Source organism: Xanthomonas translucens pv. cerealis (genome assembly GCF_006838285.1).
In the GTDB taxonomy this organism is placed as follows: Bacteria; Pseudomonadota; Gammaproteobacteria; order Xanthomonadales; family Xanthomonadaceae; genus Xanthomonas_A; species Xanthomonas_A cerealis.
Window position 1 is genome coordinate 1,340,880 of the sequence record NZ_CP038228.1, and the last position, 24,234, is coordinate 1,365,113.

General features: G+C 68.8%; 20 protein-coding genes. 12 read left to right on the plus strand and 8 right to left on the minus strand.

Annotated elements, in window-relative coordinates; translation table 11 throughout:
* The first annotated feature begins 114 nt into the window (after nt 1–114).
* Entirely contained in the window at nt 115–468 is a 354-nt protein-coding gene (locus E4A48_RS05955; RefSeq protein WP_039010098.1) for a HesB/IscA family protein, read from the plus strand.
* 15 nt (nt 469–483) lie between these two features.
* Here the strand turns inward: E4A48_RS05955 and E4A48_RS05960 are convergent, their stop codons facing one another.
* Nucleotides 484–1,266 carry a 4'-phosphopantetheinyl transferase family protein gene (locus tag E4A48_RS05960; protein ID WP_052235159.1) on the minus strand — a complete coding sequence of 261 codons (783 nt, stop codon included), beginning with the start codon at nt 1,264–1,266 and terminating at the stop codon, nt 484–486.
* Nucleotides 1,267–1,696: 430 nt separating this feature from the next.
* Here E4A48_RS05960 and rpsF point away from each other — a divergent pair, with 430 nt between their 5' ends.
* The 5 genes from rpsF (at nt 1,697) to zipA (ending at nt 7,460) form a co-directional block, all read left to right on the plus strand.
* Complete coding sequence (rpsF, locus tag E4A48_RS05965) at nt 1,697–2,131, plus strand: 30S ribosomal protein S6 (RefSeq protein WP_039009680.1); 435 nt, start codon at nt 1,697–1,699, stop codon at nt 2,129–2,131.
* A gap of 11 nt (nt 2,132–2,142) precedes the next feature.
* The gene (gene rpsR / locus E4A48_RS05970; RefSeq protein ID WP_003473336.1) at nt 2,143–2,373 is read left to right on the plus strand and encodes a 30S ribosomal protein S18; all 231 of its coding nucleotides are present in this window, start codon (nt 2,143–2,145) and stop codon (nt 2,371–2,373) included.
* A 115-nt stretch (nt 2,374–2,488) separates the two neighbouring features.
* The gene (gene rplI, locus E4A48_RS05975; protein ID WP_039009682.1) at nt 2,489–2,938 is read left to right on the plus strand and encodes a 50S ribosomal protein L9; all 450 of its coding nucleotides are present in this window, start codon (nt 2,489–2,491) and stop codon (nt 2,936–2,938) included.
* A 221-nt stretch (nt 2,939–3,159) separates the two neighbouring features.
* Nucleotides 3,160–6,663, plus strand: coding sequence for a chromosome segregation protein SMC (gene smc, locus E4A48_RS05980; protein WP_039009684.1), 3,504 nt, complete (start codon nt 3,160–3,162; stop codon nt 6,661–6,663).
* Between the two features lie 59 nt (nt 6,664–6,722).
* Complete coding sequence (zipA, locus tag E4A48_RS05985; protein ID WP_039009685.1) at nt 6,723–7,460, plus strand: cell division protein ZipA; 738 nt, start codon at nt 6,723–6,725, stop codon at nt 7,458–7,460.
* A gap of 194 nt (nt 7,461–7,654) precedes the next feature.
* Here zipA and E4A48_RS05990 read toward each other — a convergent pair whose 3' ends face one another.
* The gene (locus E4A48_RS05990; protein ID WP_142742041.1) at nt 7,655–8,779 is read right to left on the minus strand and encodes a pyridoxal phosphate-dependent aminotransferase; all 1,125 of its coding nucleotides are present in this window, start codon (nt 8,777–8,779) and stop codon (nt 7,655–7,657) included.
* Between the two features lie 250 nt (nt 8,780–9,029).
* Between E4A48_RS05990 and ligA the strand changes: the two genes are divergently transcribed.
* From ligA to gyrA, 5 genes are all read left to right on the plus strand, one after another.
* On the plus strand, nt 9,030–11,546 hold the full coding sequence (ligA, locus tag E4A48_RS05995; protein WP_058196359.1) for an NAD-dependent DNA ligase LigA: 2,517 nt from the start codon (nt 9,030–9,032) through the stop codon (nt 11,544–11,546).
* A 40-nt stretch (nt 11,547–11,586) separates the two neighbouring features.
* On the plus strand, nt 11,587–12,546 hold the full coding sequence (gene epmA, locus E4A48_RS06000; protein WP_039009690.1) for an EF-P lysine aminoacylase EpmA: 960 nt from the start codon (nt 11,587–11,589) through the stop codon (nt 12,544–12,546).
* A gap of 147 nt (nt 12,547–12,693) precedes the next feature.
* On the plus strand, nt 12,694–13,401 hold the full coding sequence (locus E4A48_RS06005; protein ID WP_039009692.1) for a DUF3011 domain-containing protein: 708 nt from the start codon (nt 12,694–12,696) through the stop codon (nt 13,399–13,401).
* Between the two features lie 120 nt (nt 13,402–13,521).
* Entirely contained in the window at nt 13,522–14,586 is a 1,065-nt protein-coding gene (mtnA, locus tag E4A48_RS06010; RefSeq protein ID WP_039009693.1) for an S-methyl-5-thioribose-1-phosphate isomerase, read from the plus strand.
* Between the two features lie 211 nt (nt 14,587–14,797).
* Nucleotides 14,798–17,632: a DNA gyrase subunit A gene (gene gyrA, locus E4A48_RS06015; protein ID WP_142742042.1), complete on the plus strand. Its 2,835-nt coding sequence runs from the start codon at nt 14,798–14,800 to the stop codon at nt 17,630–17,632.
* A gap of 214 nt (nt 17,633–17,846) precedes the next feature.
* Here gyrA and E4A48_RS06020 read toward each other — a convergent pair whose 3' ends face one another.
* The gene (locus E4A48_RS06020) at nt 17,847–18,701 is read right to left on the minus strand and encodes a tetratricopeptide repeat protein (protein ID WP_039009697.1); all 855 of its coding nucleotides are present in this window, start codon (nt 18,699–18,701) and stop codon (nt 17,847–17,849) included.
* Between the two features lie 143 nt (nt 18,702–18,844).
* On the opposite strand from E4A48_RS06020, the gene E4A48_RS06025 reads away from it, so the two are divergent.
* The gene (locus E4A48_RS06025; protein ID WP_039009699.1) at nt 18,845–19,252 is read left to right on the plus strand and encodes a hypothetical protein; all 408 of its coding nucleotides are present in this window, start codon (nt 18,845–18,847) and stop codon (nt 19,250–19,252) included.
* A 450-nt stretch (nt 19,253–19,702) separates the two neighbouring features.
* Here E4A48_RS06025 and E4A48_RS06030 read toward each other — a convergent pair whose 3' ends face one another.
* The 5 genes from E4A48_RS06030 to hutG form a co-directional block, all read right to left on the minus strand.
* Nucleotides 19,703–20,329, minus strand: coding sequence for a TetR/AcrR family transcriptional regulator (locus tag E4A48_RS06030; protein ID WP_142742043.1), 627 nt, complete (start codon nt 20,327–20,329; stop codon nt 19,703–19,705).
* Nucleotides 20,329–20,586, minus strand: coding sequence for an acyl-CoA-binding protein (locus E4A48_RS06035; RefSeq protein WP_039009703.1), 258 nt, complete (start codon nt 20,584–20,586; stop codon nt 20,329–20,331). The genes E4A48_RS06030 and E4A48_RS06035 overlap by 1 nt, the downstream gene beginning before the upstream one ends.
* A gap of 123 nt (nt 20,587–20,709) precedes the next feature.
* Nucleotides 20,710–21,441 (minus strand): aldehyde dehydrogenase family protein, encoded by a 732-nt coding sequence (locus tag E4A48_RS06040; RefSeq protein ID WP_039009704.1) that lies wholly within the window; start codon nt 21,439–21,441, stop codon nt 20,710–20,712.
* 233 nt (nt 21,442–21,674) lie between these two features.
* Nucleotides 21,675–23,342, minus strand: a complete 1,668-nt coding sequence (gene hutU / locus E4A48_RS06045) for a urocanate hydratase (protein ID WP_142742044.1) — start codon at nt 23,340–23,342, stop codon at nt 21,675–21,677.
* Nucleotides 23,339–24,187 carry an N-formylglutamate deformylase gene (hutG, locus tag E4A48_RS06050; protein WP_142742045.1) on the minus strand — a complete coding sequence of 283 codons (849 nt, stop codon included), beginning with the start codon at nt 24,185–24,187 and terminating at the stop codon, nt 23,339–23,341. The genes hutU and hutG overlap by 4 nt, the downstream gene beginning before the upstream one ends.
* Nucleotides 24,188–24,234: the final 47 nt, after the last annotated feature.

Consider the following 24,234-nt stretch of genomic DNA (forward strand, 5'->3'; position numbering starts at 1 on the left):
ATATGGAACGGGCAAGTGTACTGGCTGAACCGCGGCGCTTGCGAGGCGTGGCGCGCATCCGCCGCCGCGCTTCCTCCCTATAATGACCGTTCGCTGTTCCCGGAGTCGTTCGCCATGGCCATCCACCTCACTCCCGTCGCCTTCGAGCGCGTGCAGCGCTTCGTCGCCCAGACCCCCGGCGCGCTGGGTCTGCGCTTCGGCGTCGAACGCACCGGCTGCTCTGGCTGGGGCCACGTCACCGATCTGGCGCGCGAAGCGCACCCGGACGATGCGGTGTTCGAGCAGGACGGTGTGCGCATCTACGTCGATGCCGCCAGCCTGCCGCTGGTCGATGGCACCGAGATCGATTTCGCCAAGCAGGGCCTGGGCGAGACCTTCATCTTCCGCAATCCCAACGCCACCGCCGAATGCGGCTGCGGCGAGAGCTTCACCACCGACGCCGAGCATGCGGCCGCCGCCGCATCCTGAGCGCCGGCGCCGAGCTCACCACGCGTAGTGGGTCAGTACCAGCTGCGGATCCAGGTCCAGGCGCGCGAAGCCAATCTCGCAGACCTGTTCCTCGACGAACTGCGCGCATAGCGTCTCGGTGAGCCGCAGGCACAGGCGCTGCTGCACCAGGTCGACCGCGCACACCCGGGCCGCGGCGAAATCGAAATAACGCCCGACCGCGCCGAACGCGGCCTTGAACAGGCTTTCCTTGGCCGAGAACAGCGCAGTCAGCAACGCATCGTGCGGCCATTGCGCGTCGGCCGCGGCAGCCAGCAGGGTCGCCTCCACCGTATCGATCGCCACCCACAGCACCGCCTCGCGCGCGGCGGGCGCGAGCAGCCGTTCCAGGTCGATGCCGATGCCATGGGCCTGGCTGGCTGGCCGCGCCACTGCCGCCGCGCAGCCGCCGCTATGGGAAATGCTGCCCAGGCTGCCGGCCGGCCAGCCCGGCGCGCGCGCCGCGCCGATCGCGATCTCGGCCTGCGCATGCGCCGGGCCCAGCGCTTCGCCCAGCGCCAGCCGTGCGGCCAGGCGGCCGAACAGGAATTCCGCCTGGCGCTTGCGCACGCTGCGCGCGACGCTGTCTGGGCAGGCGATCGCGGCCGCGGCGAAGGCCTGCGGCTGGAAGCGTTCGGCATCGAAGGCCAGCGCGTACAGCGGCGTGCCGTCGTCCAGCAAGTAGCGGCGTGCGCTACGCAGGGCCGTGGCCACTGCCGGCGGCAGGTCCAGCTGCAGCGGCTGGCCGACGCGCAGGGCGGGGTGCAGGTGAGCGTTCAACGCGCGTGCCTGGACGATGTGTCGCAGGGCCAGGCGCGCGCAGCGCGGCGTTCGGCGCGGCGCACCCGCGCAGGCCGGGCCTCGGGGTCGCAGCCTGCGGCAGCGGGCAGGGCTGGCCGCCGCGCGCACAGGCGTGCAGGAACAGGCGTGGCTTCGGTGGCTGAGGGCGCCGGCGGTGTGCGGTTCACCCATCCAGTGTCGCAAAACCGGCGCCGGCGTGGCAGCGGCCACCCGGGCCGGCGTAGCGTCTGCCATGGGAGGCGCCACCTGCCTGGGCATAAGGCACCCCAACTTGCGGCCCGGCGCCCGCGCTGCCATACTTTCCGGCTTCCCGCGCCCGTCGTGGCGGGAACCCTTGCCCCACCGCACCCGTCCCGGGCCTCGCGGGGGGCTGTCCGGCCCTCGGGCCACATCCGAAAGGTATAACCACATGAGTCGTCATTACGAAATCGTGTTCCTGGTCCATCCGGACCAGAGCGAGCAGGTCCCGGCCATGATCGAGCGTTACAAGTCGCTGGTCGAGAACGGCAGCGGCACCATCCACCGTCTGGAAGACTGGGGCCGCCGCCAGCTGGCGTACCCGATCCAGAATCTGGTGAAGGCGCACTACGTCATGCTCAACATCGAAGTGGACCAGGCCATCCTCGCCGAACTGGTCGAGAGCTTCCGCTTCAACGACGCTGTGCTGCGCCACCTGGTGATCAAGCGCGACGGCCCGGACACCGAGCAGTCGCTGATCATGAAGAGCAAGGACGAGAAGGGCGACAAGCCCGAGCGTAGCGAGCGTCGTCGCCGCGACGACGAGGACGGCGATGCGCCTGCCGCCGCCACCGAAACCGACGGCGACGCCGCCGAAGCCGCCTAAGGAGCACTGCCATGTCCAAGTTCTTCCGTCGCCGCAAGTTCTGCAAGTTCACCGCCGAGGGCGTCAAAGAGATCGACTACAAGGATCTCAACACCCTGCGCCAGTACCTCACCGAGAACGGCAAGATCGTGCCGAGCCGCGTGACCGGCACCAAGTCCAAGTACCAGCGTCAGCTGGCCACGGCGGTCAAGCGCTCGCGTTTCCTGGCGCTGATCCCGTACACGGACAACCACGATATTTAATTTGATCGGCGGGATTTTTCCATTCCCGATTCCCGGCAATCCCATCCCCGTCCTATTCGGACAGCGTGCGTTGCGTCGGTCGCGAGCCGGCGCTAACGAATAACGGAGCAACACCATGCAACTGATTCTTCTGCAGAAAGTGACCAATCTGGGCGGCCTCGGCGACAAGGTCGACGTCAAGCCGGGCTATGGCCGCAACTTCCTGGTGCCGCAGGGCAAGGCCGTGCCGGCCACCGCTGCCAACATCGCCGAGTTCGAGGCCAAGCGCGCCGACTACGAAGCCAAGGCGCAGTCGATCCACGCCGACGCCGAGGCCCGTGCGGCCAAGCTGGAAGGCGCCAGCGTGACGGTCAAGGCCAACGCGTCCACCGAAGGCAAGCTGTACGGCTCGGTCGGCCCCCGCGACATCGCCGAGGCGTTCACCGCCGCCGGCCTGCCGCTGGAAAAGGGCGAAGTGGTGCTGAGCGAAGGCGCGTTCCGCAACATCGGGCAGTACGAGGTGCTGGTGCGCCTGCACGCCGACGTCGAAACCACGGTCAATGTCGTGGTCGAAGCCGAAGCCTGATCCACGGCGTCATGCTGTACCGAAACGGGCACCGCAAGGTGCCCGTTTCGTTTGCGGCCTCCAGCCCCCTCTGGGTGCCGTTATACTCACCGGTTCGTGCCTGTTTCCTGTTCGGCGATCGTAGTCGTATCAAGGATTTGGAAGCGGGACTTCACCTGGATATTCATTAGCGGCAGCGCGTGCCGGCATGCCGGCCGCGCCTGCCATGGATTGTCTGCCCCATGCGCCTGTCGACCATCAAGCTGTCCGGCTTCAAGTCCTTCGTCGATCCGACCACGCTGCACCTGCCGACCAACATGACCGGCATCGTCGGTCCGAACGGCTGCGGCAAGTCGAACATCATCGACGCGGTGCGCTGGGTGATGGGCGAAAGCTCGGCCAGCCGCCTGCGCGGCGACTCGCTGACCGACGTGATCTTCTCCGGCTCTTCGGCGCGCAAGCCGGTGTCGCAGGCGACGGTGGAGCTGATCTTCGACAATTCCGACCACACCATCTCCGGCGAGTACGCCTCGTTCAACGAGATCTCGGTCAAGCGCCAGGTCAGCCGCGACGGCAGCAGCAGCTATTACCTCAACGGCACCAAGTGCCGGCGTCGCGACATCACCGACCTGTTCCTGGGCACCGGCTTGGGCCCGCGCAGCTACTCGATCATCGAGCAGGGCATGATCAGCCAGATCATCGAGGCGCGCCCGGAAGACCTGCGCGTTTACCTGGAAGAGGCCGCCGGCATCTCCAAGTACAAGGAGCGACGCAAGGAGACCGAGACCCGCATCCGCCATACCCGCGAGAACCTGGAGCGGCTTGGCGACCTGCGCGAGGAGATCGGCAAGCAGCTCGAGCACCTCAAGCGCCAGGCGCGTCAGGCCGAGCAATACCAGGCGCTGCAGGAAGAGCGTCGGGTCAAGGACGCGCAGTGGAAGGCGCTGGAATACCGCGGCCTGGACAGTCGCCTGCAAGGCCTGCGCGAGGCGCTGGGCCAGGAAGAGACGCGCCTGCAGCAGTTCATCGCCGAACAGCGCGACGCCGAAGCGCGGATCGAGACCGGCCGCGTGCGCCGCGAGGAAGCCGCCGATGCCTTGAGCAAGGCCCAGGCCGAGGTCTACCAGGTCGGCAGCACCCTGGCGCGCATCGAGCAGCAGATCCAGCACCAGCGCGACCTGTCGCAGCGCCTGCACAAGGCGCGCGATGAAGCGCAACTGGCGCTGGCCGAACTCGGCCGGCACATCAGCGGCGACGAGGCCAAGCTGGTGCTGTTGCGCGAGTCGGTGGACATCGCCGGGCCGCAGCTGGAGCAGTTGCAGGAAGACAACGAATACAAACAGGAAGCGCTGCGCGAGGCCGAGGCCAGGCTGGCCGACTGGCAGCAGCGCTGGGAAACCCACCAGCGCTACACCGCCGAAGCCTCGCGCGCCGGCGAAGTCGAGCGCACCCGCGTCGATTACCTGGACCGGCAATCGCTGGAAGCCGAGCGCCGCCGCGAAGCGCTGGCCGCCGAGCGCGCCGGGCTGGACCTGGACGCGCTGGCCGCCGCCTTCGAACAGGTGGAACTTCAGCACGAGACCCAGCGCGCCGCGCTGGACGGACTCAACGAACAGGTCGAAACCCGCAAGCAGGCGCTGACCGCGCTGCAGGAACAGCAGCGCGGCGCGCAGTCTGAGCTGGCCGAGGTGCGTAAGCAGGCGCAGGCCGCGCGCGGCCGGCTGTCGTCGCTGGAAACCCTGCAGCAGGCCGCGCTCGGCCAGGAGCAGGGTGCCGCGGTGGCATGGCTGAAGGCGCGCGGGCTGGATTCGGCGGCGCGCGTGGGCGAGCGCATCAGCGTCGAAAGCGGCTGGGAAAACGCGGTCGAAGGCGCGCTCGGGCAATTGATCGAAGGCGTGTTGGTCGATGCGCCGGAAACCTTGGTCGATGCGCTGGGCGAACTCGGCGAAGGCCGCATCGCGCTGGTCAGCAGCGACAAGGAGGCCGGCAATTTCGCGCCGACCTCGCTGGCCGCCAAGGTGCAGGGGCCGATCGCGATCCGCCGGCTGCTGTCGCGGCTGCACGCGGCCGAGGATCTCGCCGCCGCCCGCGCCTTGCTGCCGCAGCTGGGCGAGGGCGACTCGGTCATCACCCGCGACGGCGCGCGCCTGGGCGAGGGCTGGCTGCGCGTGTCGCGCTCCGGCGCGGCCAAGCAGGGCGCCTTGCTGCGTGAGCGCCAGATCCAGGCGCTGCGCGGCCAGATCGACGCGCTGCAGGACCGCGAAGCGGAACTGGATCAACGCCTGGCGAGCCTGCGCGAGCAGTCGCTGGCCGCCGAGCAGCAGCGCGAGGAAGCGCAGCGCCAGCTGTACCAGGCGCACCGCAGCGTGTCCGAACTGGCCGGGCAGTTGCAGAGCCAGCAGGGCAAGGTGGACGCCGCGCGCACCCGCATCGAGCGCATCGAGACGGAGATCGCGCAACTGCTGGAAACCCTGGACGGCAGCCGCGAGCAGGCGCGCGAGGCGCGTTCCAAGCTGGAAGACGCGGTCACCAGCATGGGCGACCTGGAAAGCACCCGGCACATGCTGGAGAGCGAGCGCCGCCAGCTCACTGAAGCGCGCGATCTGGCCCGCGATGCCGCGCGCCGGGTGCGCGAGGCATCGCACGCGCTGGCCCTGACCCTGGAATCGCAACGCACGCAGATCGCCTCGCTGAGCCAGGCGCTGGAGCGCATGGGCAACCAGCGCGGGCAGCTGGATTCGCGCCTGGGCGAACTCAGCGCGCAGCTGAGCGAAGGCGATTCGCCGGTGCATGCGCTGGAAGCCGAGCACCAGGCCGCGCTCAGCGAACGCGTGCGTACCGACCGCGCGCTCGGCGAGGCGCGTGCCCTGCTGGACGGCATCGACAACGAATTGCGCGGCCTGGAACAGACCCGCCAGCAGCGCGACGAACAGGCCCTGGCACAGCGCGAGCGCATCGCCCAGCGCCGCCTCGACCAGCAGGCGCTGGTGCTCAGCGCCGAGCAGCTGTCGGCGGCCGTGGTCAAGGCCGGCTTCGTGCTCGAAGACGTGATCAACGGCCTGCCCGAACAGGCCGATCCGGCCGAATGGGAGCAGGCGGTGCAGCAGATCGACGGACGCATGCGCCGCCTGGAGCCGGTCAACCTGGCCGCGATCAGCGAATACGGCGAGGCCGCGCAGCGCGCCGAATACCTGGAAGCGCAGGACGTCGATCTGAACACCGCGCTGGAGACCCTGGAGGATGCGATCCGCAAGATCGACCGCGAGACCCGCGGGCGGTTCAAGGACACCTTCGACCGGGTCAATGCTGGCGTGCAGGCGCTGTATCCGCGCCTGTTCGGCGGCGGCCACGCCTATCTGGAACTGACCGGCGAAGACCTGCTCGACACCGGCGTGGCGATCATGGCGCGCCCGCCGGGCAAGCGCGTGTCCAGCATCTCGCTGCTGTCCGGCGGCGAGAAGGCGATGACCGCAGTGGCGCTGGTGTTCGCGATCTTCCAGCTCAACCCGGCGCCGTTCTGCCTGCTCGACGAGGTCGACGCACCGCTGGACGAAGCCAACGTCGGCCGCCTGGCGGCGATGGTCAAGGAAATGAGCGAGAAAGTGCAGTTCCTGTTCGTCAGCCACAACAAGGCCACGATGGAGGCGGCGCACCAGCTCAGCGGCGTCACCATGCGCGAGCCGGGCGTCAGCCGCCTGGTCAGCGTGGACCTCGAGGAAGCCGCGCGTTTGGCGGGCGCGGCCTGACGTGACATGCTAAATATCTTGTCTTCCCCCTACGCACCCCTGCCGGAGTAACCCCCGTCATGTCCGACATGGCACTGCTGCGCATCGGCATCCTCGCCGCCGGTCTGTTGCTGATCGCGGCGATCTTCCTGTTCGGCCGCCCGAAAAAACCGACCCAGGGCCGGCGCGTGGACCCGGCCGACCCGGCCGCGCCGCGGCGCGAGCCGTCGCTCGGCGATGCCGCGGTTGCCGCCGACGGCGACGCGATCGCCCCGCCCGACCAGGACGGCGCCCTCGGCCAATCCGAACTGGGCCTGTCCGCCGCCGAGGCGGCCACTGCTGACCTCGGCAAGCGGCCGAGCCAGGACTTCGACAAGATCGTCTCGCTATACGTCGCCGCGCGCGCCGGCCAGGTGCTGCGCGGCGAGGACATCGTCGTCGCCGCCGAGAAGACCGGGCTGGTATTCGGCCACATGAACGTGTTCCACCGCCTGGTCGAAGGCCACCCCGAGCGCGGTCCGATCTTCAGCATGGCCAGCATCATGAAGCCGGGCAGTTTCGACATGGCCCACATCCGCGAGATGGAGACCCCGGCGATCGCGTTCTTCCTGACCCTGCCGGCGCCGTTGACCGCGCTCGACGCCTGGGAAAAGATGTTGCCGACCGTGCAGCGCATGGGCGAACTGCTCGACGGCGTGGTCCTGGACGACAGCCGCAACGCCCTCGGCCGCCAGCGCATCGCCCACATCCGCGACGAACTGCGCGCCTACGACCGCCAGCATCAGGCGCCCCCGTTGACCAAGGCGCCGCGCTGGTAAGTGTGGCGCCGGGATTGGGGAGTCGGGATTCGTAAAAGCGAATCCGCTGGCGCTTCCCTTCTCCCTGCAGGAGAAGGTGCCCCGAAGGGGCGGATGAGGGTACGAGGGCCGATGAAGTTACCGGCCGATGAGGTAAGTGGCGGAGTCAGCTTTTACGAATCCCCAATCCCGACTCCCCAATCCCAGCGCGCGCGCTACTTGCGCGCTTTCAACACCGCCTCACGAAACCGCAGCATCTCCGCCTCGCTGCCGACGGTGACGCGCACCAGCTTCGGCCAGATCGGCCAGCTGCGACCGATCATCACGCTCTGCCTGGCCATCGCCGCGGCGAACGCCTTGCCGTCGCGCTTGACGTCGACCATGAAGCAATTTGCCTGCGATGGCAGGCACTTGTAGCCCTTGCTCTGCAGCCAGGCGATGGTCTCGTTGCGGATGCGTGCGTTGTCCGCGCGCCGCGCCGGCACCAGTTGCACCTCGCGCAGGCTGGCGATGCCGGCGGCCACTGCAGTGATGGCCGCCGGGTTCTCGCCGAACGCGGCCAGGTTGGTCAGCAGCCCCGGCGAGGCTACTGCCAGGCCCAGTCGCAGCCCGGCCATGCCGTACAGCTTGGAGAAGGTGCGCAGCACCAGCAGGTCCTGGCGCTGGCCGATCAGATCGATCACCGACGGCTGATCGCTATAGTGGATATAGGCCTCGTCGACCAGCAGCACGCTGGAGGCGGGCTTGTTGGCCAGCAGCCATTCGATGTCGGCGTGCGAGGTGATCGAGCCGGTCGGATTGTTCGGGTTGCACAGATAGATCAGCCCGGCGTTCGGATCGGCGCTGGCCATCGCCTGGACGTCGTGCCCACCGTCGGCGCGCAGCGGCACCCGCCGCACCGGCGCGCCGTGCGCGGCGGCGACATCGGCCACCGCTTCGAAGGTCGGATCGGCCACCACCACGCCGGCGCGGGCCGAGGTGAACGCACGTGCGGCGCGGTTGAGCGGGTCGCTGGAGCCGGGATAGACCGCGACGTGATCGCTGGGCAATTGCTGCTCACCGGCGAACAACGCGATCAGGTCGTTCTGCAGCTCGAACAGGTAGCGTCCGGCGCGCGGCAGGATCGCCTGCGCCGCGTCCAGCGCGGCCGGCGTCGGACCCAGCGGGCATTCGTTGAGATTCAGGTACACCGGACCGGCGGCCGCTGCCATCCCAGGCGCCGCGACGGCCGCCGCCTTGCGCTTTGCCGCCTCCGCGCCGGGCGCCAGGCCCAGTGCACCGACCGCCAGGCCCGAGGTGGCTAGGGAAAGGAAGGAACGGCGCGAAACCGGTAGCGACACGGGCACTCTCCAGACGAAACGACGTAGCGGGGAAGGGCGAAGCTAACGTTCTCTTAACGTTTGGGCAAGCTGGGGCATGGGACCAGGGACCCGAAGAACGGAAGTGGGTAGAGCTTCCGAACGCGACGTTGCGCTTTTCCGGGTCCCCGTCCCCGGTCCCCTGTCCCGAAGCCGGACGCCCCACATTTCCCCTGGCCAGGCACCCAGTTACTATCGCTCCCTTTCCGTCACCGGACTCTGGCTGCCGCGCATGACCGCTTCATCCGATCTCCAGCAGCGCGTCGCCGAGCTGCGCCAGCGCATCGAAGACGCCAACGACCGCTACTACGTGCACGACGATCCGTCGATCACCGATGCCGAGTACGATGCGCTGATGCGCGAGCTGGAGGCATTGGAAGCCGAGCACCCGCAGTTGGCGCGCGACGACTCGCCGACCCGCACGGTCGGCGCGCGGCCCGACGGCGGCTTCTCGGAAGTGAGCCATGCGATGCCGATGCTGTCGCTGGCCAACGCGTTCGAGATGCCGGGCGTGGCCGAGGATGCCGACGACCGCGAACGCTTCGCCGAAGTCGCCGATTTCGAGCGCCGCATCGAGCGCGCGCTGGACCTGGTCGCGCCGGTGTTCTCGGTCGAGCCGAAGCTGGACGGCCTGGCGATCAGCCTGCGCTACGAGGACGGCGTGTTCGTGCAGGGCGCCACCCGCGGCGACGGCAGCACCGGCGAGGATGTCACCGCCAACCTGCGCCAGGTGCGCTCGGTGCCGCTGAAGCTGCGTGATCTGGGCACGCCGTTTCCGGCCGTGCTCGAAGTGCGTGGCGAGATCTACATGCCGCGCGCGGCTTTCGCTGCCTGGAACGCCAGGGCGCTGGAACGCAACGAGAAGCTGCTCGCCAACCCGCGCAACGGTGCCGCCGGTTCGCTGCGCCAGCTCGATCCGGCGGTCACCCGGCGGCGGCCGCTGGCGTTCTTCGCCTATTCGGTCGGCGAAGTGCGCGGCCTGGAACTGCCCGAGACCCATTCGCAGACCCTGGCCCTGCTGCGCCGCTATGGTTTCCCGGTAGCGCCCGAGGCTGCGACGGCGACCGGCTTCGACGGCCTGATCGCGTATTTCCGCCGTATCGGCGCCAGGCGCGACACGCTGCCGTACGACATCGACGGCGTGGTCTACAAGCTCGACGACTACGACCAGCAGGCGGCGATGGGCTTCGTCTCGCGCGCGCCGCGCTGGGCGCTGGCGCACAAGTTCCCGGCGCAGGAGCAGTCCACCGTGCTGCGCGCGATCGAAGTGCAGATCGGCCGCACCGGCGCGGTCACCCCGGTGGCGCGGCTGGAACCGGTGCAGGTCGCCGGCGTCACCGTCACCAACGCGACCTTGCACAACGCCGACCAGATCGCGCGGTTGGACGTGCGCGAGGGCGACACCGTGATCGTGCGCCGCGCTGGCGATGTGATTCCCGAGGTGGTGCGGGTCATCGAAGAGCGCCGTCCCGCCGGCACGCTGCCGTGGACGATGCCGGCCACGTGTCCGGTGTGCGGTTCGCACATCGTGCGCGAAGAGGACGCGGTGGCCTGGCGCTGCAGCGGCGGCCTGGCCTGCGCGGCGCAGCGCAAGGAGGCCGTGCGCCACTTCGCCTCGCGCCGGGCCATGGACATCGAGGGCCTGGGCGATCGCCAGGCCGATGCCTTGGTCGAGTTCGGTTTCGTGCATTCGCTGGCCGATCTGTACGCACTGAGCGTCGAGGACCTGGTGCGAATGAAGGCGGCGCTGGACGCGGCGACCGCCGCCGACCTAGTGCAGGCCGTGAACGACAGCAAGGGCGCGCTGACGCTCGGTGCCCAAGCGCAGCCGCTGCTGGCGCAGGAATCACCGGACTGGAAGCGCGCCGACTTCCTGCGCGCGCACCTGGCCGTGGAGCTGGGCGGCAAGCTGGCGACGAAATGGGCCGAGAACCTGGTCGCCGGCATCGCCGCCAGCCGCAACACCACATTGCCGCGGTTCCTGTTCGCACTCGGCATTCCGCACCTGGGCGAGACCACTGCCAAGGCGCTGGCGCATTGGCTGGGGTCACTGCGGTTCGTACGCAGCACGCCGGCGGTGCTGCTGCAGGCGCTGCCCGATATCGGCGGCGAGGTCGCGCGTTCGATCGCGACCTTTTTCGAGCAACGCGGAAACGCGGCTGTGGTCGATGCGCTGGTCAAGGCCGGCATCCGCTTCGCCGACGAAGGGGCGCCGCCAGCGGAACTGCGCGAACGCCTCGACCTGGCGCACCTGTTGACCACGCTGCCGGTGGACAAGCTCGGCGGCAAGAGCGCGCAACGGCTCGCCGCGACCTACGGCACGCTCGATACGTTACTGCGCGCCAACGAAAGCGGCTGGACCGGTGCCGGGCTGTCGGCGGCCGGCGCGGCCAACCTGGCCGCCTATCTGGCCGATGACGCGAACGTGCAGGCCTTGCGCCAGGCCAATGCGGCGATGCGGCGCCTGCTCGACGCGGCGCCGGCGCAGGCCGAGCGCCGCGCCGCGCCGCTGGACGGACAGACCGTGGTGCTGACCGGGACGTTGCAGCACCTCAGCCGCGACGCGGCCAAGGCGCGGTTGGAGGCGCTGGGCGCGAAGGTCGCCGGCAGCGTGTCGAAGAAGACCAGCTTCGTCGTTGCCGGCGCCGAGGCCGGTTCCAAGCTGGACAAGGCGCAGGCGCTGGGTGTTGCGGTGTGGGACGAAGAGACGTTGCTAGCCTTGCTCGGCGAGCACGAGGGGCAGGGATGAGCGGCCCGCACGCGTTATTCCGGTTCGGCGGATCGCCGCGATGAGCCACGCCGTGGACATCGCTGCGCTGCGCCTGCGTGCCGCGCTCAACGCGCGCATCCGCGCCTTCTTCGCCGCGCGCGACGTGCTCGAGGTGGAGACGCCGATGCTGTCGGCGGCCGGCAACACCGAACCCAACATCGACAGTTTCCAGACCCGCTTCAGTGGCCACGTCGATGCCGGCCCGGCGCTGCGCTGGCTGCGTACCTCGCCCGAATATCCGTTGAAACGGCTGCTGGCCGCTGGCGTCGGCGACTGTTACGAGCTCGGCAGGGTGTTCCGCAACGGCGAGGCCGGCGGCCGCCACAATCCCGAGTTCACCATGCTCGAGTGGTACCGGGTCGGCTGGAATCATCTGCAGCTGGTGGACGAGACCGTGGCGCTGGTGCGCGAGGCGCTGGCGCTGGTCGCGCGCACGGCGACGTTGCACGTGGTCACCTATCGGCAATTGTTCATGGATATGCTGCGCCTGGATCCGTTGCTGGCGCCGCTGGAGGCGCTGCAACAGCCGTTGCGCGACGTGCATATCGACGCTGCGGGACTGACCCGCGACGACTGGCTCGACCTGCTGATGACCCATCGCCTGCAACCGGCGTTCCCGGCCGAGCGCATCACCGTGGTCCACGACTGGCCGGCCACGCAGTGCGCGCTGGCGCGCATCCGCGACGAGCACCCGCCCATGGCCGAGCGTTTCGAACTGTACCTGGGCGGCTACGAGCTGGCCAATGGCTACCACGAACTCAACGATGCCGCCGAACAGCGCCGCCGCTTCCTGCACGATCACGCGCTGCGCCGCGAGCGCGGCGCCCGACTGCCGCCGCTGGACGAGCATTTGCTGCAGGCGTTGCCGGCGCTGCCCGATTGCGCCGGCGTCGCCGTCGGCGTGGATCGCCTGCTGATGGCGATGCACGGTACCGCGTCGATTGGCGATGTGCTCGCCTACGATTTCGCTCGAGCCTGAACCGCGCGGCGTTCATGTAGCATTTTGTTGCTTTGTCGACATCGATGATGGTTTGATCCAGCCCAGCATGCGCTCGGTGCGACATGGCGATGGTGTGGTCTAGTGGTCTTCGTTGTTCAGGTTCTACGCACAGGGGCAGAGCCAAGCATGAAGTGGTCGTACGGGCTCGGTGGCTGGTGTTGGTTTGGATTGGCGCTTTCCACGTGTCCGGCGAAGGCGTTTGCGCAGGCGCCGGACGCTTACGACGCCGCGGTGGTGCGTTGCGAATCGCGCGACATGAGCTGGGTGCATTGCCCGATGCCGACCGAGCAGGGCGTGGAACTGGTCCGGCAACTGTCCGACAACGACTGCATCCGCGGCAGCGAATGGGGGTCGGACAGCACCGGGGTGTGGGTGACGCTGGGCTGCCGCGCCGAATTCCGTTCCAACCCGCCCGAGCCCACGCGCAGCGCGATGCGCCGCGTGCTGCGTTGCGAATCCGACGGCCGCCTCGAAAGCTGCGCGGTGATGCTGCGCGGCGCGCCGGTGCGGCTGATGCGCCAGCTGTCCTCGGTGCCGTGCCGCGAAGAACGCAGCTGGGGCGTGCGCCGCAACGAGATCTGGGTGTCGCGCGGCTGCCGCGGCGAGTTCGAGATCGGCGCCAGCGACGGGTCCGGCTTTCCGGTCGGCGTGCGCCCGGTGCTGTGCGAGTCCAAGGGCCGTTCGCTGCGGCGTTGCGGGGTCAGCATCCACAGTGGCGTGCAGCTGCGCCGGCAGCTGTCCGGCACCGCCTGCATACAGGACGACAGCTGGGGCTGGGACCGCGACGGCATCTGGGTTGACAAGGGCTGCCGCGCGGAATTCAGCGTCAACTGAGCGCGGCCTGCAGGTCCAGGCATTCCATGGTGCGGCCGCCGTTGCATGTGCGAATCCGCGCTTTCCCAAAGCCGGATGGTTGGTCATCCGCAAGAATCCCGCGCCGTTTACAATGGTTAGATGAACGCCGCCCTCGATATCGATTACGCTCGCTACGACCACATCCGCCCGATCCTGTGGACCGGCGACGCGCTGGAGCTGCTGGACCAGCGCAAGCTGCCGTTCGTGGTCGAGCACTTGCAATGCACCGACAGCGACCAGGTCGCCGCGGCGATCCACACCCTGGCGGTGCGCGGCGCGCCGGCGATCGGCATCGCTGCCGGCTGGGGCGTGGTGCTTGCCGCGCGCGAGGTGCAGGCCGACGATGGCGTACAGGCGCTGGCCAGGCTGGAACCTGCGCTGCAGCGGCTCAATGCGGCGCGGCCGACCGCGGTCAACCTGGCCTGGGCGCTGATGCGCATGCGCAAGACGCTGGCTGCAGCCGGCGCCGACTGGCGCGAGGCGATCGCGCGGCAGGCGCAGGCGATCGCCGAGCAAGACCTTGCCGCCAACCGCCAGATGGGCGCGCTCGGCGCGGCCCTGATCGCGCCCGGCAGCGGCGTGCTGACCCATTGCAATACCGGCTCGCTGGCTACCGCCGGCTTCGGCACCGCGCTGGGCGTGATCCGCGCCGGCATGGCCCAGGGCCGCATCGCCAAGGTGTTCGCCGGCGAGACCCGACCGTGGCTGCAGGGCGCGCGGCTGACCGTCTGGGAACTGCAGCAGGACGGCATCGACGCGACCCTGATCGCCGATTCGGCCGCCGCGCACCTGATGAAGACCGGGGCGGTGCAATGGGTGATCGTCGGCGCCGACCGTATCTGCGCCAATGGCGACACCGCCAACAAGATCGGCACCTACCAGCTGGCGATCGCCGCGCGCCACCACGGCGTCAAGTTCATGGTGGTGGCGCCGTGGTCCACGGTGGACATGGACACCGCCGACGGCGCGCAGATCGAGATCGAGCAGCGCGACCCGGGCGAGCTGTTCGGGGTGGGCGGTGTGCGTACCGTGGCCGAGGGCATCGCCGCCTGGAACCCGGTGTTCGACGTGACCCCGGCTGCGCTGATCGATGCCATCGTCACCGAGCGCGGGGTGATCGAGCGGCCGGATCCCGAACGCATGTGCGCCGCGTTAGGCGGCTGAGCCGCGGCAGCCGCGCCGGACTCCCGGCAGGGTCCAGCAAATCCATGCAAGTGCTTGTTCGGGCCGGCAAAAGCCGGGCATCCGCACGCCTGCCATGATAGAATCCTACGGTTCGATCGACCGCTGTGCGCCGTAGATTTTCGGTGCCGGCAGGCCCGCTTGCCGCGGGCCGGCGTCCTGGTCGATTAGCCACCAGACTTACGGAACCCGAATGGCAGAATCCGCCAAGGAAATCATCCAGGTCAACCTGGAAGACGAGATGCGCAAGAGCTACCTCGATTACGCGATGAGCGTGATCGTGGGGCGTGCCCTCCCGGATGCGCGCGACGGCCTCAAGCCGGTGCATCGCCGCGTGTTGTTCGCGATGAACGAGCTGGGCGCGCACAGCAACAAGCCCTATTACAAGTCGGCGCGTATCGTCGGCGACGTCATCGGCAAGTACCACCCGCATGGCGACCAGTCGGTGTACGACACGCTGGTGCGCATGGCGCAGCCGTTCTCGCTGCGCTATCTGCTGGTGGACGGGCAGGGCAACTTCGGCTCGGTCGACGGCGACTCCGCGGCGGCGATGCGCTACACCGAGGCGCGCATGTCGCGGCTCACCCACGAGCTGATGGCCGACATCGACAAGGAAACCGTCGATTTCCAGCCCAACTACGACGAGAAGGAACTGGAGCCGACAGTCATGCCGACCCGGTTCCCGAACCTGCTGGTCAACGGTTCGGCCGGCATCGCGGTGGGCATGGCGACCAACATCCCGCCGCATAACCTGACCGAGACGATCAACGCCTGCATCGCTTTGATCGACAATCCGCAGATCGATGTGGACGGGCTGATGGAATACATCCCCGGCCCGGATTTCCCCACCGCCGGCATCGTCAACGGCACCAGCGGCATCGTCGCCGGCTACCGCACCGGCCGCGGCCGCGTGCGCATGCGCGCCAAGGCCGAGATCGAGATACAGGACAACGGCCGCGAAGCGATCGTGGTCAACGAGATCCCGTACCAGGTCAACAAGGCGCGGCTGATCGAGAAGATCGCCGAGCTGGTCAAGGAAAAAAAGCTCGAAGGCATCAGCGAACTGCGCGACGAGTCCGACAAGGACGGCATGCGCATCTACATCGAGATCAAGCGCGGCGAAGCCGCCGATGTGGTGCTGAACAACCTGTACCAGCAGACTCAGATGGAGTCGGTATTCGGCATCAACATGGTGGCGCTGGTCGATGGCCGCCCGCAGCTGATGAACCTCAAGCAGATGCTGGAGGCGTTCGTCCGCCACCGCCGCGAAGTGGTTACCCGCCGCACCATCTTCGAGCTGCGCAAGGCGCGCGCGCGCGCGCACATCCTCGAAGGCCTGACCGTCGCGCTCGCCAACATCGACGAGATGATCGAGCTGATCAAGACCTCGGCCAACCCGACCGAGGCGCGCGAGCGCATGCTCGGCAGGCGCTGGGATGCGGGCCTGGTCGGCGCGCTGCTCGGCGCCGCCGGCGCCGAGGCATCGCAGCCGGAAGACCTGCCGGCCGGCGTCGGCCTGGTCGCCGATGGCTACCAGCTGACCGAAGTGCAGGCCACGCAGATCCTGGAAATGCGCCTGCACCGCTTGACCGGGCTGGAGCAGGAGCGCCTGACCGAGGAATACAGGCAACTGCTGGACGCGATCGCCGGACTGATCCGGATCCTGGAAAACCCCGACGTGCTGCTGCAGGTGATCCGCGAGGAACTGCTCAGCATCCGCGAGGAATACGGCGATGCGCGGCGCACCGAGATCCGCCACAGCGAGGAAGACCTCGACATCCTCGACCTGATCGCACCGGAAGACGTAGTGGTGACGCTGTCGCATGCCGGCTACGCCAAGCGCCAGCCGGTCAGCGCCTACCGTGCGCAGCGCCGTGGCGGCCGCGGCCGCAGCGCGGCGGCGACCAAGGAAGAGGATTTCATCGACCAGCTGTGGCTGGTCAACACCCACGACACGCTGCTGACCTTCACCAGCAGCGGCAAGGTGTTCTGGCTACCGGTGTACCAGCTGCCGGAGGCCGGCCCGAATGCGCGCGGCCGCCCGATCATCAACTGGATCCCGCTTGAGAACGGCGAGCGCGTGCAGGCGGTGCTGCCGGTGCGCGAGTATGCCGACGGCCGCTACGTGTTCTTCGCCACCCGCAACGGCATGGTCAAGAAGACCCCGCTCAGCGAGTTCGCGTTCCAGCTCAAACGCGGCAAGGTCGCGATCAATCTCGACGAGGGCGACGCCCTGGTCGGCGTGGCGCTGACCGATGGCGAGCGCGACGTGCTGTTGTTCGCGTCCAACGGCAAGACCGTGCGTTTCTCGGAACGGCCCAAGGACGATGAGGCCGAGGACGGCGCCATCGAAGAGGGGGCGGGCGAGGACAACGGCGACGACGACGTCGTGCTGGCCGAGGCGGTGGAAGACGGCGACGACGCGCGCAGCCCGCGCCGCAAGAGCCGTGGCGGGGTCAAGCCGACCGGCCGCAGCAGCCGCGGCGTACGCGGCATCCGCCTGGCCAGGAGCGAGTACGTGGTCAGCCTGATCGTGGCCGGGCCTGCCGAGGGCCAGGACGAGGATGCCGAGGACGTGGAGCCGGCGCTGGAGGTGGACGCCGATGCCGAGGTCTTGGTGCGCAACGGCGACGAGCCCGATGCCTACATCCTCACCGCCACCGAGAACGGCTACGGCAAGCGCACCCCGCTGGCCGAGTACCCGCGCAAGGGCCGCGGCACGCAGGGCGTGATCGGCATCCAGACCAGCGGGCGTAACGGCAAGCTGGTCGGCGCGGTGCTGTTGAGTATCAGGGACGAAGTGCTGCTGATCTCCGATGGCGGCACCCTGGTGCGCACCCGCGCCTCGGAGATCTCCCGTGTCGGCCGCAACACCCAGGGCGTGACCCTGATCCGCCTGTCCAAGGGCGAGAAGTTGCAGGCGGTGGAGCGCCTGGACGGTTCGCTGGCCGAAGAAGAGCCGGTGGAGCCGATCGTGGACGAAGATGGCAGCGTCGCGGCCGTCAGCGAGTTGCCGCCGGAAAACTGATCGCGCGAGCGAGAGCGGTGGACGACGCCGGCGCAACGCCGGCGTCGTCGTTTCCGGCGCGGGGAGGGCGTTGCAATATCGCTGATGCAATGCAGACACGCCCGCTTTAGCTCCTCTCCCCGTACCCTTTTCCGGCCCTGCGGGCCACCTTCCCCCGAAAAGGGGGCCATGGTCGCGGTGGGAGAAGGGCACATGCATTGCCCCGCGGCCCCAGCTACTCCAACTGCTCGCGCGCGAACGCCGCGTCCAGCGCTTCCATCGCGTCGCGTGGCTTGAGCGTGGACGCTTTCTCGAATGCACCGGCGGCGGCGTCCTCGTGCTTGTCGCCGCGCAGCAGCAATAGCACGTTGGCGTATTCGACATGCGCGATCGGCGCATCCGGCGTCAGCTTCAGCGCTTGCTGGATGTGCTGCTCGGCAGTCGCGGCCTTGGCGCCATAGGTCAGCCCGCCGATCATCGCGCCGACCTTGCCGAGGATCTCGGCGTGGTACAGCGCCAGCGCCATGTGCGCCTCGGCATGCTTGGGTTCCAGTTCCAGCGCGGTCTCCAGCGATTGCCGCACCTTGCCGGCGATGCCTTGCTTGAGCGCCTTGACGATGCTCAGGCCCTGGCTGTAGCGGCCCAGCGCGAAGGCGTGGCGGTAATGGCTGTTGGCCTCGTCCGGCAGTGCGGCGATCGCCGCCTCGGCCAGCGTCGCGGCCTGCTGCAGGCGCTGCAGTTTTTGCTTGTCGTCCTCGACCAGGTAGCTGGCGTGGATGCCCAGCGCCTTGGTCGCGACCGAGGCGCCGAACACGCCCAGCGCCTGTCCGGCGCTATAGGCCTGTTGGAACTGGCCCTGGTGGAAGGCGCGCCACGCCTCGACCAATGCGGCCGACAACGTTTCCGCATCGTGGGCCTCGCCGGCCTTGCCGGCGGCGGCGAGCAGCGCCTGCGCGCGCGCCAGATCGGGGTAAGGCTCGCGGTCGCCGGCGTGCAGCTTGGGCCAGGCTTTCTTCAATGCCTCGCCCGGATAGGCGTAGGCCTTGGCGTCGTGCGGAAACGGCGCCCACGCGGTCGGTGTCGTTGCCATGCCTGGCCTCCCTGGAGTTCGCAGCGAGCATGGCGCCGCCATGGCCGCCTGGCAAGCGGCGCTGCAGATAGTGTGTTTGCTCAAGCCGCTGCCGCCAGGATGCGTCGCATCGGTGCCGCTGCCGGCATCCAAGGAGACCCGCAATGGCGACCAAGAAGCGTTCCACTTCCGCACCCAGGCCCGAGACTCTGGCGCCGCGGCACCTGTGGCTGGCCGGCCTGGGCCTGCTGTCGCTGACCCGCAAGCGCGTGCAGGCCGCCGCGGCCGATGCCGCCAGCGGCGCGAACACGCTGGTGGCGCTGGTGGCGCAGTTGGCCGACGACGCCGAAAGCAACGTGCGCGAAGGCGCCGCGGCGCTGCGCGGCCAGGTGCAACCGCTCAGCGCCGAGGTCGAGGCGCGGCTGCAGCCGGTGCTGGTCAAGCTCGGCCTGCAGCCCAAGCCGCGCGCCACGCCGCGCAAACGGCCGGCGGCGACCGAGCCCGCCAAGCGCGCGACCAAGAAGACCGCTGCGCCGCGCCGCGTGGCGAAGCGCAGCGCACGCTCGCAGTAACAGCGAACGGCACTGTCGCCGGACGTGGGAGCGTTTCGGGTGCTGGCACCGCGATCCGAGTGTCGTGTGCTGGATTCTGTCGCGGCTGAAGCCGCGACAACGTCCGAAGCCGGAAGGCCTGCCGCTGCGCTCGTCGCGACTGAAGTCGCTCCCACAAGGATTCCACCGGCGCCGTGGAGCTGCGAGGTCTCTTGTGAGAGGGACTTCAGTCCCGACTGCATGCCGGTTCGGAACATTCACCACTTCGCTTGTCGCGGCTGAAGCGCTCCTACACCGCTGTGGATAGCATGCTGGGTGCACTGTAGGAGCAACTTCAGCCGCGACAACTGCCGAAGTCGGAAGGCCCGCCGCTGCGCTCATCGCGACCATCGGCATCGCCGGGATCGTGTCCAACTGGGGGCGCAGCCGTTCGATGTCTGGGGTCGGGTCAGCGCGTGCAGCCGCGCCGGCTCAGTCCAGATAGGCCTGCATCAGCGTGGCTAGGTGCGCGCGCTCGGCCTCGCGCAGCAACGGGCTGATCAGCAGCATCACCTGCACGATGCCGTGGCGGATCGCCAGTTGCTCGTCCTTCTCGCCGCGCGCGGCGGCGTAGTTGAGCCAGAACGTGGCCACCACCAGCACATTGGTGGCGATGCCGCCCAGTTCCTGCGTGGTGGCGCGCAGCGCCCCGGTCTGCGCCAGGCCCTGAAACACCGCCTGAGTGCTGGCGTCGGCGCGGCGCAGGATGCGCGCGAAGCGCAGGCGCAGGCGCCGGCTGCGGCTGAGGATCTCGATCAGGTCGCGGTACAGGAAGCGGTAGTCCCAGATGCATTCGAACACCAGGTGCAGTTGCAGCCAGATGTCCTCCAGTCCTGGCAGGCGCGCGCTGGGCAACTCCAGCGCCGCGTCCATGCGCTCCTCGTAGCGCGCGAACAGGTGCTCGATGATGTCGTCCTTGTTGCGGAAGTGGTAGTACAGGTTGCCTGGGCTGATCTCCAGCTCGTCGGCGATATGGTTGGTGGTGACGTGCGGCTCGCCTTGCGCGTTGAACATCGCCAGCGCGGTGTCGAGGATGCGCCGGCGGGTATCGCGTGCCATCAGGCCAGCAGCTTCTTCACCAGGTCCACGTACTTCTTCTGCGCCTCGGCCTGCGGCATGCCCTTGAGCTTGGCCCAGGCCTCGTACTTGGCGGTGCCGACGAAATCGAAGAAGCCGGGCTTGGCGCCGGCGACGTCGCCTTCCGCGCCCTGTTTGTACAGCGCGTACAGGCGCAGCAAGGTATCGTTGTCGGGACGTTCCTCGCGCTGCCTGATGTCCTTGGCCGCTTTCTCGAAGGCTGCCTTGATGTCTGCCATGCTGCTGCTCCCGCCCTGACCGGGACGCATCACAGCACGCGCGACCGGCCCGGTCAACGCTGCGGCATGCTGGCCCGGCCTGTGGCGGCGTTGCCGCGTGCGCAGGCAGCGCGCGGGCCTGGGTCAGGCCAGAGATGCCATGTGCGCAGGCTCGCCGGCCTGCGTCTGCGTCTGCGTCTGCCCGGCCAGCGAGGCCTTGGCCGCGATCGAGCGGATGGCGTCTGTCACGTCGGCGAGCGGGACGTGGCTGCTCAGGCGCTGGAACGTGTCGCGGCTGTCGTAGCCGGAGCCGTCCTTCAGGTATTGCTCGTACATCGACAGCAGTTCGGTGCAGGCGGCGGTCAGGGTATCCACGTTGCCCCTGGCCAAGGCGTGGCCGATCTGGTCCAGGCTGTGCAGGCAGTCGGACAGCCAGTGCAGGTCGTAGCGCGCGCTGCTCGACTCCGGTGCGTTGTGGCCGCGGCTATAGGCGCTGTAGCGGCGGATGCTCCTGGCCACCCGCGCCACGTGCGCGAGCAGCGTGCCGATCTCTGCGGAAATGTCCAGGCGCTCCATCACCAGGATCGGCACCGGTGGCCGCTCCACGGCTTCCTGCGCCGCGTGCGGTTCCTGTGTCTCTTCCAGTGTCTGCCGCAGGCCGGCATAGGCTTGTTGCAGCGTCTCCAATTCGCGCGCGCTGGTCGCCGCCCGCGCCTTCAGCTGCGATAGCGCGGCCTGGTAGCGCGCAATGGTGTCCTGCGCGCTGGCCTGCTCCTGTTGCTCGCGGCGCAGACGGTCGAAAAACACCCAGGCCAGCACCGAGGCGGTGAGCGCCCAGAGTCCGATGGCAGGAACCAAGTAGATCAGGACGCCCATGAAGGCTCCTTGAAACGTTGCCTTTGTTTTCGGCGCTGCGCCGGCGAACTTGAGCGCAACGCTGGCGATACGTGACGGCGGTCGTACTGCGTGTGCGTCGGCCTGCGCACCGCCGCGTTGGCGCTGGCTCGGATGCAGTCGATTCGCCCGCGCGGCAACGGCGCAGATCGGGTCCGTGACGGGCGCTGTGCCGGCCGCCCGTCACGCTTGGCCCCGTTCGCCAGGCAGCGGCCTCAGCCCAGGAGGCCCGGCAGATCCAGTCCCTTTTCCCTGGCGCAGTCGATCGCGATGGGGTAGCCGGCATCGGCATGCCGCATCACGCCGCTGGCCGGGTCGTTCCACAGCACGCGCGCAATGCGCTTGGCCGCCGCCTCGCTGCCATCGCAGACGATGACCATACCGGCATGCTGGGAGAAGCCCATGCCGACCCCGCCGCCGTGGTGCAGCGAGACCCATGTGGCGCCGCTGGCGGTGTTGAGCAGGGCGTTGAGCAGCGGCCAGTCTGACACCGCATCCGAGCCGTCGGCCATCGCTTCGGTTTCGCGGTTGGGCGAGGCGACGCTGCCTGAATCCAGATGGTCGCGGCCGATCACCACCGGCGCCTTCAGTTCGCCGCTGGCGACCATCGCGTTGAACGCCAGGCCGAGCCGGTCGCGATCGCCCAGGCCGACCCAGCAGATGCGCGCCGGCAGGCCCTGGAACTTGATCTTCTCGGCGGCCATGTCCAGCCAGCGGTGCAGGTGCGGGTTGTCAGGGATCAGCTCCTTGACCTTGGCATCGGTCCTGGCGATGTCTTCCGGATCGCCGGAGAGCGCGGCCCAGCGGAACGGGCCGATGCCGCGGCAAAACAGCGGGCGGATGTAGGCGGGCACGAAGCCGGGGAAGTCGAAGGCATTCTCGACGCCTTCCTCCAGCGCCATCTGTCGCAGGTTGTTGCCGTAGTCCACGGTCGGCACGCTCAGCGCGTGGAAGGCGAGCATGGCGCGGATGTGGTTGGCCATCGAGTCGCGTGCGGCGGCCTCGACCTCCTTCGGCGCGCTCGCGCGCTTTGCGTCCCATTGTTCAACCGTCCAGCCTTGCGGCAGGTAACCGTTGACTGGGTCGTGCGCGGAGGTCTGATCCGTCAGCAGGTCCGGCTTGACCCCACGCAGCAGCAGTTCGTCCAGCACGTCGGCGACGTTACCGAGCAGGCCGACCGACAGCGGCTTCTTCGCCGTGCACGATTCCTCGATCAGGCGCAGCGCCTCGTCCAGGTCGTCGGTCCAGGTGTCCAGATAGCCGGTGCGCAGGCGCATCTCGATGCTGCTCTTGCGGCATTCCACCGCCAGGCACGAGGCGCCGGCCATCACCGCGGCCAGCGGCTGCGCGCCGCCCATGCCGCCCAGCCCGCCGGTGAACAGCCACTTGCCGGCCAGGCTGCCGTTGTAGTGCTGGCGGCCCATCTCCACGAAGGTCTCGTAGGTGCCCTGGACGATGCCCTGCGCGCCGATATAGATCCAGCTGCCGGCGGTCATCTGCCCGTACATCGCCAGGCCCTTTTTATCCAACTCGTTGAAGTGGTCCCAGGTGGCCCAGCGCGGCACCAGGTTGGAATTGGCGATCAGCACGCGCGGCGCATCGGCGTGGGTGCGGAACACGCCGACTGGCTTGCCTGACTGCACAAGCAGGGTCTGGTCGTCGTCCAGGCGCCTGAGCGCGGCCACGATGGCGTCGAAGGATTCCCAGTCACGCGCGGCGCGGCCGATGCCGCCGTACACCACCAGTTCCTGCGGGCGCTCGGCCACGTCCGGATGCAGGTTGTTCATCAGCATGCGCAGCGGCGCTTCGGTCAGCCAGCTCTTGCAGCTGAGAGTGCTGCCGGTGGGCGCGTGGATGCGGCGGGTGGGGTCGAGACGGGTCATGCGGCACTCCGGGAGTGGGCGAATTCAAGGCAGGACGCGAGCACCTGCTGCAGCGTGCGGCGCAGCGGTGCGGCGTGGTCGGGGTCCAGCGGCGTGGGCCAGCTGCGCTCGTCCACGCACTCGGGTTCGTGCATGTAGCCGCGGCAGGCCAGCTCCATCTGCAGCGTGTGCACGCCGCTGTGGATGTCGCTGTAATGGCGGGTGATGTAGCCGCCCTTGAAGCGGCCATTGCGCACATGGCGCATGCCGCTCGCCGCGCACACGGTCTCGACCGCGTCGGTGAGCGCGTTGTCGCAGCTGCTGTCGGGCGCACCGGACGGACCAGCGCTGCCGATGTTGAACTGCGGCAGCTCGCCGGCGAACAGGTGCGGGATGTGCGAGCGGATCGAGTGCGCGTCGTACACCACCACGGTGCCGTGGAGCGCGCGCAGGCGGGCGATCTGCGCGGCCAGCGCGGCGTGGTAGGGCGCGAACCAGGTGTCGCGGCGGCGGGCGATCTCCGCCGCGTCCGGGCCATGCCCGTCGCGGTACAGCGGCTGGTTGTCGAAGGTGGTCAGCGGGCACAGGCCGGTGGTGTTCTGGCCCGGGTACAGCGAGGCGCCGCTCGGATCGCGGTTGAGATCGATCACCGAGCGCGACACCGCCGAACGCAGCGTGGTGGCGCCCATGTCGCGGGCGAACGCGTACAGCTCATGCACCCACCAATCCGCATCGCGGCGAGCCAGCCACGGCGAGACGAAGCGCTCGGCTAGTGCGTCCGGCAGCTCGGTGCCGGTATGCGGGAAGCTGACGATCAGGGGCGCATCGCCACGGTGCAGCGTGAGCCAGTCGGGCAGGGTGGTCATGCAGAGCCTCACGTTTTTTGTAGGACCAGCTTCGGCCGCGCCTACAG

Excerpts from the sequence above, each read along its gene's own strand:
- E4A48_RS05955 (WP_039010098.1), top strand. The coding sequence starts at position 115 with ATGGCCATCCACCTCACTCCCGTCGCCTTCGAGCGCGTGCAGCGCTTC.
- rpsF (WP_039009680.1), top strand. The coding sequence starts at position 1,697 with ATGAGTCGTCATTACGAAATCGTGTTCCTGGTCCATCCGGACCAGAGC.
- rpsR (WP_003473336.1), top strand. The coding sequence starts at position 2,143 with ATGTCCAAGTTCTTCCGTCGCCGCAAGTTCTGCAAGTTCACCGCCGAG.
- rplI (WP_039009682.1), top strand. The coding sequence starts at position 2,489 with ATGCAACTGATTCTTCTGCAGAAAGTGACCAATCTGGGCGGCCTCGGC.
- smc (WP_039009684.1), top strand. The coding sequence starts at position 3,160 with ATGCGCCTGTCGACCATCAAGCTGTCCGGCTTCAAGTCCTTCGTCGAT.
- zipA (WP_039009685.1), top strand. The coding sequence starts at position 6,723 with ATGTCCGACATGGCACTGCTGCGCATCGGCATCCTCGCCGCCGGTCTG.
- ligA (WP_058196359.1), top strand. The coding sequence starts at position 9,030 with ATGACCGCTTCATCCGATCTCCAGCAGCGCGTCGCCGAGCTGCGCCAG.
- epmA (WP_039009690.1), top strand. The coding sequence starts at position 11,587 with ATGAGCCACGCCGTGGACATCGCTGCGCTGCGCCTGCGTGCCGCGCTC.
- E4A48_RS06005 (WP_039009692.1), top strand. The coding sequence starts at position 12,694 with ATGAAGTGGTCGTACGGGCTCGGTGGCTGGTGTTGGTTTGGATTGGCG.
- mtnA (WP_039009693.1), top strand. The coding sequence starts at position 13,522 with ATGAACGCCGCCCTCGATATCGATTACGCTCGCTACGACCACATCCGC.
- gyrA (WP_142742042.1), top strand. The coding sequence starts at position 14,798 with ATGGCAGAATCCGCCAAGGAAATCATCCAGGTCAACCTGGAAGACGAG.
- E4A48_RS06020 (WP_039009697.1), bottom strand. The coding sequence starts at position 18,701 with ATGGCAACGACACCGACCGCGTGGGCGCCGTTTCCGCACGACGCCAAG.
- E4A48_RS06025 (WP_039009699.1), top strand. The coding sequence starts at position 18,845 with ATGGCGACCAAGAAGCGTTCCACTTCCGCACCCAGGCCCGAGACTCTG.
- E4A48_RS06030 (WP_142742043.1), bottom strand. The coding sequence starts at position 20,329 with ATGGCACGCGATACCCGCCGGCGCATCCTCGACACCGCGCTGGCGATG.
- E4A48_RS06035 (WP_039009703.1), bottom strand. The coding sequence starts at position 20,586 with ATGGCAGACATCAAGGCAGCCTTCGAGAAAGCGGCCAAGGACATCAGG.
- E4A48_RS06040 (WP_039009704.1), bottom strand. The coding sequence starts at position 21,441 with ATGGGCGTCCTGATCTACTTGGTTCCTGCCATCGGACTCTGGGCGCTC.
- hutU (WP_142742044.1), bottom strand. The coding sequence starts at position 23,342 with ATGACCCGTCTCGACCCCACCCGCCGCATCCACGCGCCCACCGGCAGC.
- hutG (WP_142742045.1), bottom strand. The coding sequence starts at position 24,187 with ATGACCACCCTGCCCGACTGGCTCACGCTGCACCGTGGCGATGCGCCC.